10 protein-coding genes are annotated in these 10384 nt (G+C 42.5%); 8 read left to right on the plus strand and 2 right to left on the minus strand.

Annotated features, from left to right (window positions below):
* Positions 1-66: 66 nt before the first annotated feature.
* The 4 genes from ACFQ0C_RS34530 (at position 67) to ACFQ0C_RS34545 (ending at position 5443) form a co-directional block, all read left to right on the plus strand.
* Positions 67-984 carry an NAD(P)/FAD-dependent oxidoreductase gene (locus ACFQ0C_RS34530; protein WP_379373776.1) on the plus strand — a complete coding sequence of 306 codons (918 nt, stop codon included), beginning with the start codon at positions 67-69 and terminating at the stop codon, positions 982-984.
* Positions 977-1675 (plus strand): class I SAM-dependent methyltransferase, encoded by a 699-nt coding sequence (locus ACFQ0C_RS34535; protein ID WP_379373778.1) that lies wholly within the window; start codon positions 977-979, stop codon positions 1673-1675. The genes ACFQ0C_RS34530 and ACFQ0C_RS34535 overlap by 8 nt, the downstream gene beginning before the upstream one ends.
* A gap of 331 nt (positions 1676-2006) precedes the next feature.
* Positions 2007-3869, plus strand: a complete 1863-nt coding sequence (locus ACFQ0C_RS34540; RefSeq protein ID WP_379373780.1) for a discoidin domain-containing protein — start codon at positions 2007-2009, stop codon at positions 3867-3869.
* A 158-nt stretch (positions 3870-4027) separates the two neighbouring features.
* Positions 4028-5443: a glycoside hydrolase family 18 protein gene (locus tag ACFQ0C_RS34545; RefSeq protein ID WP_379373782.1), complete on the plus strand. Its 1416-nt coding sequence runs from the start codon at positions 4028-4030 to the stop codon at positions 5441-5443.
* Between the two features lie 93 nt (positions 5444-5536).
* Here the strand turns inward: ACFQ0C_RS34545 and ACFQ0C_RS34550 are convergent, their stop codons facing one another.
* Positions 5537-5968 carry an SRPBCC family protein gene (locus ACFQ0C_RS34550; protein WP_379373784.1) on the minus strand — a complete coding sequence of 144 codons (432 nt, stop codon included), beginning with the start codon at positions 5966-5968 and terminating at the stop codon, positions 5537-5539.
* A 222-nt stretch (positions 5969-6190) separates the two neighbouring features.
* Between ACFQ0C_RS34550 and ACFQ0C_RS34555 the strand changes: the two genes are divergently transcribed.
* The 3 genes from ACFQ0C_RS34555 (at position 6191) to ACFQ0C_RS34565 (ending at position 7894) form a co-directional block, all read left to right on the plus strand.
* The gene (locus tag ACFQ0C_RS34555; protein WP_379373786.1) at positions 6191-6844 is read left to right on the plus strand and encodes an HAD family hydrolase; all 654 of its coding nucleotides are present in this window, start codon (positions 6191-6193) and stop codon (positions 6842-6844) included.
* 121 nt (positions 6845-6965) lie between these two features.
* Positions 6966-7487: a shikimate kinase gene (locus tag ACFQ0C_RS34560; protein WP_379373788.1), complete on the plus strand. Its 522-nt coding sequence runs from the start codon at positions 6966-6968 to the stop codon at positions 7485-7487.
* Positions 7488-7534: 47 nt separating this feature from the next.
* Positions 7535-7894: a winged helix-turn-helix transcriptional regulator gene (locus ACFQ0C_RS34565; protein ID WP_379373790.1), complete on the plus strand. Its 360-nt coding sequence runs from the start codon at positions 7535-7537 to the stop codon at positions 7892-7894.
* Positions 7895-7979: 85 nt separating this feature from the next.
* Here ACFQ0C_RS34565 and ACFQ0C_RS34570 read toward each other — a convergent pair whose 3' ends face one another.
* Positions 7980-8543: an NAD(P)H-dependent oxidoreductase gene (locus ACFQ0C_RS34570; protein WP_379373792.1), complete on the minus strand. Its 564-nt coding sequence runs from the start codon at positions 8541-8543 to the stop codon at positions 7980-7982.
* Between the two features lie 330 nt (positions 8544-8873).
* Between ACFQ0C_RS34570 and ACFQ0C_RS34575 the strand changes: the two genes are divergently transcribed.
* Positions 8874-10076: a multidrug effflux MFS transporter gene (locus ACFQ0C_RS34575; RefSeq protein WP_379373794.1), complete on the plus strand. Its 1203-nt coding sequence runs from the start codon at positions 8874-8876 to the stop codon at positions 10074-10076.
* Positions 10077-10384: the final 308 nt, after the last annotated feature.

A 10384-nucleotide genomic window follows, 5' to 3' on the forward strand; every position in this document is an offset into this window, starting at 1 on the left:
ATTATTATGGATATAATAAGTCTGTTATATCTTTAATAAATATTGAAAGTGAAAGGAAGAATTAGGATGACTCACGATTGTGTTATTATTGGCGGAGGTCCGGCAGGTCTAAATGCTGCGCTTGTGCTAGGCAGAGCTAGAAAAAATGTGGTGGTTATTGATGAAGGGCGACCACGTAATAGAGTTACTCGCGAAATTCACGGTTTTCTTACAAGAGATCAAATTAGTCCAAGCGAATTTAGGCGAATTGCGAAAGAACAGAATAGTTCCTATCCATCCGTTCACTTTGTAGAGGACACTGCCGTAGAAATTACGGCTACCGATGGTTTTTTTCAAATTAAGACGGCACAGGAAAAGACCTATCGAAGCAAAAAGCTGCTCTTTGCTGTAGGAATGAAGGACCTCCCGGTAGATATTAAGGGGTTGGCAGAAGTATATGGTAAAAGCGCCTTTGTCTGCCCGTACTGTGATGGCTGGGAACTAAGAGAGCAGCCGCTTGTCTTAATTGTCAAGGGAGCGGATGCACTCCACTTGGCCAAAATGATATCTGGATGGACCAATCATTTTACAATCTGTACCAATGGACCTGATGAATTGACGGACGCACAACGTGAGGAACTAAGTCAGCATAACGTGCCTGTATTTGACTCGCCGATCCAGCTTGTCGAATCTAATGACGGTATGGTGCAGCAAGTTGTTCTGGAGGACGGTAAAAAAATCGCATGCACTGGGATATTTTTTAGACCGAAGCTTATTGCCGGATCAAACCTGCCGCAAGAAATAGGCTGCCAGATCACGGAAGCAGGAACTGTCATCGTCGATAATTTCGGTAAAACGAACGTTCCAGGCGTCTTTAGTGCCGGTGATGCAGCTTCGCAACTTTATCAAGCCATTACAGCCGCTTCATTGGGCTCATTGGCCGCTGTAGGTATTAACAATGAGTTGAATGAAGAGGCTTGGAGTCGGGGGCATAACAATGAATGAAGATCTTACATTCAATTCCAAATTAGCTGAACTATACGATAAAAATACTCGAATATCAGTTCCCACATATGACTCGTTATTCGCTATGATTCAATCTTATTATCGAGTACAATTGGGCGAAAAAGCGGCATCTTTACTCGTGATTGGTGCGGGCGGCGGCAATGAGCTTTCTGCGTGGGGACCATCAAACCCGAGATGGACATTTACGGGAGTTGATCCTTCAGAAGAGATGCTTAAAATCGCTAAACATAAAGCAGCTGAACTTGGATTGAAAAGCCGCGTCAATCTTATCCAAGGGACGACTGATGATATTCCTCAGCCAGACTCGAAGTTTGATGCGGCAAGCTGTATTTTGGTTCTTCACTTCATTGACAATGTGCAAGAAAAGTTGAAGCTCCTTGTATCCATAAAGGATAAACTAAAGTCGGGAGCCCCTTTCGCTCTCGTAAGTGCGTACGGAAACCACGATGCTTCCGAACTTCAAGCCAGGTTAAATGTATGGAAAAGCTTCTGGATAGATGCCGGGCGCGAAACATCCAAGATTGACCAGATGGTAAACGACGCAATTACGAAGCTTTCTTTGCTTCCTGAAAAACAGATCGAAGAGCTGTTGGCAGAATCCGGCTTTACACAAATAACCCGGTTTTACTCTACAGGTATTATGGCAGGATGGATTTGTCATGCGGAATGATTTGCTTTAAAAGTTCAACTATACATTCATGTAGAGCCTAAGAATCGGGCATAATCAAAAAAGAGCGCCTCGTTATGATGGATTTGTGGAGGGTAAGTACCCACACCATCACGACGGCGCTCTTTTTATGAAGTTTAAAAAAGCGGATGGGCTGCATTAGTACCACAGACATGACTTAGGTCATATAAGTTAGAAAAAAAGAGCCAAAAAGCATGCTACATAGATGAACTTGTTCATCTATGTTAAGTCATTTAGTTGATTTATACTAAGAAGAAAACAACAATATTTAATGTCTATATTTTTGGCTCTAAGAAAGGGATGGAAAGGAACTATGATCAGGTATTGTATCTCAATTTTAATGGTATTTTTGCTTTTAATACAATTCATCCCAGCTTCTACTACTTCTGCCACTACTCTTACCAATTTGGCATTAAACAAAACCGCTACGAGAGGTACAGGCAGTTTCTGCAGTGGTAGTGAGACGGCTGCAAAAGCAGTGGATGGCAATTCATCAACGAAATGGTGTCGTAATTCAGGGGCGGATTGGTTGCAGGTTGATCTTGGGGCCACTTATAATGTGAGCGAATTTATCCTCACGAATGCAGGCAATGAAATGGCATCATATATTACCAAAGCTTACACCATTCAAACTAGCACAGACGGCAGCATATGGACAACCGTTGTCAATGTAACAAACAATACAACGAATGTTATTACGAACGATATCACCCCGGTCATGACTCGATATGTCAAATTGAATGTGACTTCGCCTACCCAAAGTGGCGGTGGAGTAATACGTATATACGAGTTTGTAGTAAACGGGGATCCTACAGCGTTGGTGAACGCGGCAGTACCGATTATCGAATCGCAACCAAAGGGTACAACGGTGAACGAAGGCGACAGCAGCCCGACGTTGAGCGCAGCCGCAAGTGTGAGCGACGGTGGTAAGCTAAGCTACCAGTGGTACAGCAATACGACAAACAGCAATAGCGGGGGCACTGCGATTGGTGGTGCAACGAGCGCATCGTATACAGCACCGACGAATGCGACGGGTACGAAGTACTATTATGTCGTGGTGACCAACACGAACAATGGCATCAATGGTACGAAGACGGCAACGACGCGGAGCAATGTGGCAAGTGTTAATGTGAACGTAGCCGCGCCCTTAGCGCCGACGAATCTAACAGCCGCTACTGGTGACGGACAGTTGACACTCCAATGGAACGGTGTTTCCAAGGCAGTAAACTATGACATCTTCGAAGGAGCGGCTTCCGGTTCTTATGGATCAATTCCCGTCGCGACAGTGACTGGTTTAACTTACAATTTCAATGTGACAGGTCTAACCAACGGTATTACCTATTACTTCGTGATCAAGGCCAGAAACGCAGGTGGTTATAGCGGCTACTCCAACGAAGTGAGTGCAACGCCCCTATCCATGAATGCAAATCTGAATGGCTTGATACTATCCAGCGGGACGCTTAACATGCCGTTTGATGCCAATATGACAAGCTATTCAACGAGCGTGGCGAACAGCGTAAGTAGCTTAACTGTAACAGCAACAGTATACGACCCTACTGCCACGATGAATGTGAACGGTACTCCTGTTACAAGTGGAACAGCGGTTGCGATCAGCCTTAAAGCGGGGAGCAACATAATCACAGTAGTTGTTACGGCACAAAACGGAATGACGACACAGACATACACGGTAACGGTGACGCGCGAATCCGATTTATTTGTGACGTCCGCACAGACGGACGTTTCAGGTCAAACCATCCAACTAACTTTCAATCGGCCGCTTGCACCGCAATCGATAGCTACCGATGTGTTTATGATACATGCTGGCAGCAAACCAATTGGAGTGACGCAAGTTGTCCAAGGCTCATCCCTAAGTAATACGGTATACCTTACAACAAATGAAAATCTATTTAAATGGGACCGCTTAACCGTCGACATTCAAGGGGGAGTCATCCAGAGCGTATACGGATCCCAGCTTGCTCAGCTTGTTTCCTTCAAAGTGCAGAATGAATCCGCCGTCTTTAGTCCGGATTTTTCCGATCCCGATAACATTCGTATCGACAACATCGTCACATTTCTAAATAAGCGTAATTTCGATGTCGATGTGAACGGAGACGGGGTATTCGATTCCACGGATATTAAAATGCTGCTGCTACAAATCCAAAGTGTGACCCATTAAGTCGCAGCAGCTCTCCCTCTGAGGTAGTACCTCTATTGTGGTAATTTGAATTAAAGGTAATAGGGCTCTGCGTATAATAATGGACATTCGCCTAGATCGTTATAGACATTAGCGGAATAATGTATTTATAGAAGCTAATGCGAGAGCGAGGTAAATTCGTGCAAATCCATGTGGTACAAAGAGGAGAAAATCTGTGGTTGATTTCCAATCGGTATGGTGTTCCTACCAATCGGATTATTGCAGTTAACGGGCTCGAAGATCCCAATCATTTAGTTATAGGTTTGGCGTTGCTCATTCCGGAGCCATATCCCGAATATGTGGTGAGGTCAGGAGACACTCTGAGGACAATTGCTGACCGTTATTCCATCAGCGTAGAGGCTCTTGCTCGGGCAAATTCAATCTCTGATGTCGGGCAACTTACACCGGGGCAAGTACTAGTGATCCCAGTTTTGTATCATACCGTACGGCCAGGCGAGTCACTATGGGCAATCGCTCAGCGCTACGGTGTTTCTATGCAGGCCATTTCACAAGCCAATGGAATTACGAATCATAGCATTATTTATCCAGGTCAAACCTTGAAAATCCCGGAAAAGCAGAAGAAGACCATCGATGTAAATGCTTATACGAACGTCTTCGGTGAGACAGCTGCCAGGCAAGTTCGGCAGGACGGGGTGCATCTAACTTACTTATGTCCCTTTGGATACCGTATGAAAGAAGATGGGAGCCTGGAATCGGTAGATGATCAGGCGCTTATAGCAGCTGCTTACGATGAACATGTTGTACCAGTCATGTCGATCACTAACTTTTCCGCTACTGAAGCCGGCTCGAAGCTGGCCCATACCATTTTGTCGAGCCCTGAATTGCAAAATAAGCTGGTGACCAATATCTTAACCATCATGGAAACCAAAGGTTATCGCGGTTTAAATGTTGATTTTGAGAACGTGTATCCAAGCGACCGTGAGTCCTATAATCAATTTCTTCGACTCGCAGTTCGCAGGCTGCATGAAAGAGGATATTTCGTCTCATCCGCGCTTGCCCCCAAAACCAGTTCTGAGCAGAAGGGGCTGCTGTACGAAGCCCACGATTATGCTGCACATGGAGATATCGTTGACTTTGTTGTCCTCATGACATATGAGTGGGGATACCGGTTCGGTCCTCCACAGGCCATATCGCCTATCAACGAAATACGGCGCGTTCTTGACTATGCAGTCACGGTCATCCCGAGGAATAAAATATTTATGGGCTTCCAGCTTTACGCACGCGATTGGCTGCTTCCACATGTAAAAGGACAGCAGGCTGAAACCTTCAGTATGCAGGAAGCCGTACGTCGCGCTACCATACATGGAGCCGAGATCAAGTACGATCCAGTGTCCCAGACCCCATTCTTTCGATATGTCGATGATAAGCAGCGAACGCATGAAGTCTGGTTCGAGGATGCGAGAAGCGCTCAGGCCAAATTTGACCTCGTTAAGTCCTACAACTTGAGAGGGGTCAGTTATTGGGTGCTGGGTTATCCGTTCCCGCAAAATTGGGCGTTGCTTGAAGATAATTTTCATGTTCGCAAGCTCATATGATGCATAATCATAAACAACCCTTATCCAATTTTCATGGAAGGGTTGTTTTGTTTGCTAATCCTTATTTGCGCAGTTCATCCGATTCATTTTAACCTAAGCTTCTTTAGAGGTTTCACTATATTTTTTAAAATTATCCAGAATCGCCTGAAAGCCAGCTTTTTGCATTTCAATGGAATTGATGGTTTCTGCTTCAAAAGTTTCAATTACCTTAGTGTTGTTTTCTTGGCTAATAAAGGTAATCGCAACTTTTCTTCCATCGGCAATAGTGTAAGAGATATACTCGTTAATTCTCACTTCATCATAAACACCACCAAAATCAAATCCAAAGCTACCATCCTTAGCTTCCATTCTTGTAAGAAATCTTCCGCCTTCCTTTAAATCATTTTCAGCATTTGGCGCATGCCAGTCATTAGAAGCATAACACCATTTTGTTATATGCTGTGGCTCCGTCCAATATTTCCACACTTCTCCAACCGATTTATGAACTGTGGTTTCTACCGTTATTGTTTTATTACCCGTTTCCAATACAATTACCGCCTCTCTATTTTAAATTTAGATTCCATCATTAATTATACCATTAAAACATAATGTGATTTCTTATGAATTGCTGTTTGCTAACCTATCTGTTTTTTTGCCTCAGGCGCAGCTCTTTTTTTGTTTATTAAAGTAACAGGCCGTTTAACGTGATAGAGGGGTTGTGTTATAATCGGTCGAATAAAGTAGAAAACGAAAAAAAGAGGGACAACTATGGACAAATACAAAGTAATTCTCTTTGACCTAGATGGTACATTAACCGACTCGAAGATTGGAATTACCAAATGTGTACAATATGCCTTGGAGAAGATGGGGATTTTGGTATCTGAACTAGATGAACTTGAACCCTTTATTGGTCCTCCACTTCAAGAATCATTTTCCAGCATCTATTCTTTCGATGAAGAACAATCAAAGTTGGCCATTGAGTATTACAGGGAAAGGTTCAAGGAAACAGGTATGTTTGAAAATGAATTGTATACAGGAATTGCCGAGCTTCTGGCACATCTTAAGGAGCATCAAAAGAATTTGGTGGTGGCAACATCTAAACCTACTGTTTTCGCCGAAAAAATACTGCAGTACTTTAACATTGAAAAATATTTTGACCTTGTTGTAGGCAGTAATCTTGATGGAACGATGACGGCCAAGACAGAAATTATTCAGTATATAATGGATAAGTACAATGACTATGAAAAAGAAGAGTTTATTATGATTGGAGATAGAAAACATGACATAATTGGAGCAAATAATACTGGTATTTGTTCCATTGCAGTAACCTATGGATATGGGACACTCGAAGAAATAATCCAATCTAATCCAACTTTTATTGTTAATAATGTTAATGGAATTAGAGAAACATTATTAAGCTAACGGAAGAAGAGAGCACAGTAAACAATCAGAACCAGACTTTCGGCATGAATGCTATCCTTTTTTCACCAGACTGGCAGTTTAGTTCAAATTAATTATAGGAAAAAATGGAGGCATTCCAAAAGTGAGGAAGCATATGAATATCGTTCTTATAGGTATGTCTGGAGCCGGCAAAAGCACTTTAGGTGTATTGCTTGCGAAAGCTTTAGGAATGGATTACGTGGATACAGATAATGTTATACAACAGCATGAAGGCAGGTCGTTACAAGATATAATTGATAAAGATGGTATTGAAAAATTTATGGAAGTCGAAGAAAAAATTGTGTCTGAATTGCAACTAAAAAATTGCATAATATCTACAGGTGGAAGTGTTATCTATTCAGAAAAAGCTATGAATGTCCTTATACAGGGTGGGCAGGTTATTTATTTACATGTCCCATATGAAGAAATTAAAAGGAGACTAATAAACATAACAACCAGAGGCATTGTAATAAAGAAAGGAAATAGCCTTGAGGACGTTTACGAGGAAAGAGTTCCCCTATACACGAAATATAGTGATACAATAATTGATTGCTCAAAAAAGGATATAGAACATTGTGTTAGTGAAATTATAGAGAAAATAAGATTACATAATGATCCATTGTAAAGTATGCATATTTATAATATATACTTACCAAAAGGAGAGTGTAACTTATGCGCGAAACCTGTGTTCCGAGCGGCGTAAAACTAAGTGAAACTGGCTTTGGATACACGTTGTCCTTAATAGGCGGTAAATACAAAATGATCATTATGTATTGGCTGTCTGAAAATAAGGTTATGCGGTTTAATGAGCTGAAGCGATGTATTGGCAGCATTTCCTTTAAAACTCAGAGCATCATGTTAAAAGAACTGGAGGCAGATGGCCTTATCATACGCAAGGAATTTCCCCAAATACCACCAAAAGTTGAATATTCATTATCTGAACGTGGTCTTTCTCTAATTCCATTGTTAAATATGATGTGCGAGTGGGGGGAGAAAAACAGTTCGCCAGCTCTGGAGGCTGTACAGCGGTAGGCAAAGCTAGTTTGTTTAAATCAAAAGAAGTATCTCCTGGTCAAGGAAATACTTCTTTTTTTAGCAGTCTTAATAAAGCTACCTATTATAGGTTGTCAATAAATTTCAAATAATTTAATGCACTTTTTTCCAATTCGCTTGTGGACGGCTCATTTTCTGTACCAGGCACATTTTCACCAGGCTCTTTTTCCATACCATAAAACGCAAAAAACGAACGATAATTTGCATTGCAGTACAGGAAGGTAGTTTCAAAAGGAGATAGTAAATGATCAAGTGTATAGCGATATCTTCCTTCTTTACTGTAATCTTCTTTTCTAATTCCAGCAGATACGGCTAAAGCAGCTTTGCGATTCTTTAATTTATCGCCTCCTTTTGAACCATAAGCCCACCCATAAGTCAAAACATCGTCAAGCCATTTTTTTAGGAGAGGCGGACAATTAAACCAATATATAGGGAACTGTAAAACAAGATTACCATGCGATTCAACCAATTTTTGTTCTTTTTCCACGTCTATGTTTCCATCAGGGTAAGCCTTATGCAATTCGTGAACTGTATACTTTTCAGGGTATTGTTTCAGTTCTTCTACCCATCGCTTATTAATGACGGATGTTTCTATGCTTGGGTGTGTTACGATAACAAGAGTTTTCAAAGATTTGTCCTCCTTAGTGCTTATTTAATTCCTTTTTTGAGTATAAAGATTGCACTGAAAATATGTAAGTATGCACTTTTAGTACAGGTACTGTTATAAAGGTTAGTGTCAATTGATGGAGGATAATGTATGAAACGGATAAACGTATATTAGGATTCAGCTCTTATACTTAATTGGTTGTCGGAATCCGTACAGTTGTGATAGGATATAAAACAGACTCTTTGCTTCGAGGCGTACATGTCTTCTTCCGGATCTTGTGCAAATTCGAAAGCGACAAATAGAGATTAAGAGTTTTGGATATGGAATGAAGAATAGGAGATTCTCTTTATTATGACCAACAAGAACAAACAGCATGTGTATAGACTAGCGTTGCTGCTCGGTTTATTTTCGACACTCGGGCCTTTTACTATCGATATGTATTTACCGGCGTTCCCGGAAATTGTGAAGCAATTCGATACTACAGCTTCGCTCGTGCAGCTCAGCCTGACCGCTTGCTTACTTGGACTCGGCATCGGCCAGCTCATCATGGGTTCGCTGAGCGACGTCTATGGTAGACGCAATCCACTGCTTATTTCCATGGCCGTTTATGTCGCCGCCTCGTTAGCTTGCGCATTCTCGCCAAATATCGGGCTGTTGATCGCATTCCGGTTCGTGCAAGGTTTTGCCGCTTCTGCGGGCATTGTTATTTCCCGTGCGATCGCACGCGACATGTACAGCGGTCACGAACTAACAAAATTTTTCTCATTGCTCTTGCTTGTCGGTAATTTGGGTCCACTCGTGGCACCGGTTAGCGGTAGTGGGATTCTTTCTTTCACTACTTGGACCGGCGTATTTATAGCACTGGCACTGCTCGGAATCTACCTACTGACGATGACAAAATGGAGGCTTCAAGAGACTCTGCCACCTGATCGCCGAAGACCCAGTAATTTCGTGCAGCAGCTGCAGAACTACGGATCGCTCTTGCGAGATCGCCAGTTTGTCGGTTACATGCTGGCACAGGGTATTATGATCGCAGGGGTCTTCGCGTATGTTTCGGGAACGCCCTTTATTTATCAAAATATTTACGGAGCTTCACCGACCGTATTCGCTGTTTTGTTCGGATCGAACGGCATCAGCCTGATCATCGGCTCCCAACTGGTCGGTCGGATGGCGCATCGCGTATCCGAACACACCTTTCTATTGTTCGGCCTATCGCTTGCCTGTTTGGCCAGTTTCACTGTCTTAGTGGTAGCTATCGTCCATGGACCGCTTTTTGCATTGGTGGTTCCGCTATTTTTCTTCGTGGCGGCAATCGGCATTACATCAACGGCAGCATTTCCTCTTGCAATGGAGAGCCAGGGTCATATGGCGGGCAGCGCTGCTGCGCTACTTGGTGTCATTCCCTTCTTGCTCGGAGCAGTTGTATCTCCGCTAGTCGGCATTGCGGGTGAAGACACTGCCGTTCCGCTGGGCGTAATTATTTTATTGACGAGTGCTGCCGCGATGCTAGCTTACTTCTTCCTCGTAAGAAGAAGCCCGAGTAGAGCAGTTTAAATTAGTTAGCAACATATGGTAAAATGGAACCAGTCTGGCACTGTAAATTAGTGATGGATTGGTTTTTATTTATTGACAATACAATTATTTTCATAAATGGTTTACATCAGGCAAAATTTAAGAGTTTTTTTCGGCTCAACCTCAAAATCAGTACTTGCCCCTCCTAAGACCACTAGTCCTCATAAAATAAAATCCTGCAAACAAAGTCAATTTCATAATTCGAACCCCTTGCTACGACTGGTTTTTTTCGCACACAAAAAAGGAGTACCTCCCCACAATCTCGAAGTTTATGGTTCCCCAACCAAATA

It is taken from the genome of Paenibacillus sp. GCM10027630 (assembly GCF_042676305.1).
Classification (GTDB): Bacteria; Bacillota; Bacilli; order Paenibacillales; family NBRC-103111; genus Paenibacillus_S.

Bases quoted from the DNA above. Each gene is read 5' to 3' on its own strand.
- ACFQ0C_RS34565 (WP_379373790.1), top strand. From the start codon at position 7,535: ATGCGCGAAACCTGTGTTCCGAGCGGCGTAAAACTAAGTGAAACTGGC.
- ACFQ0C_RS34540 (WP_379373780.1), top strand. From the start codon at position 2,007: ATGATCAGGTATTGTATCTCAATTTTAATGGTATTTTTGCTTTTAATA.
- ACFQ0C_RS34555 (WP_379373786.1), top strand. From the start codon at position 6,191: ATGGACAAATACAAAGTAATTCTCTTTGACCTAGATGGTACATTAACC.
- ACFQ0C_RS34535 (WP_379373778.1), top strand. From the start codon at position 977: ATGAATGAAGATCTTACATTCAATTCCAAATTAGCTGAACTATACGAT.
- ACFQ0C_RS34530 (WP_379373776.1), top strand. From the start codon at position 67: ATGACTCACGATTGTGTTATTATTGGCGGAGGTCCGGCAGGTCTAAAT.
- ACFQ0C_RS34575 (WP_379373794.1), top strand. From the start codon at position 8,874: ATGACCAACAAGAACAAACAGCATGTGTATAGACTAGCGTTGCTGCTC.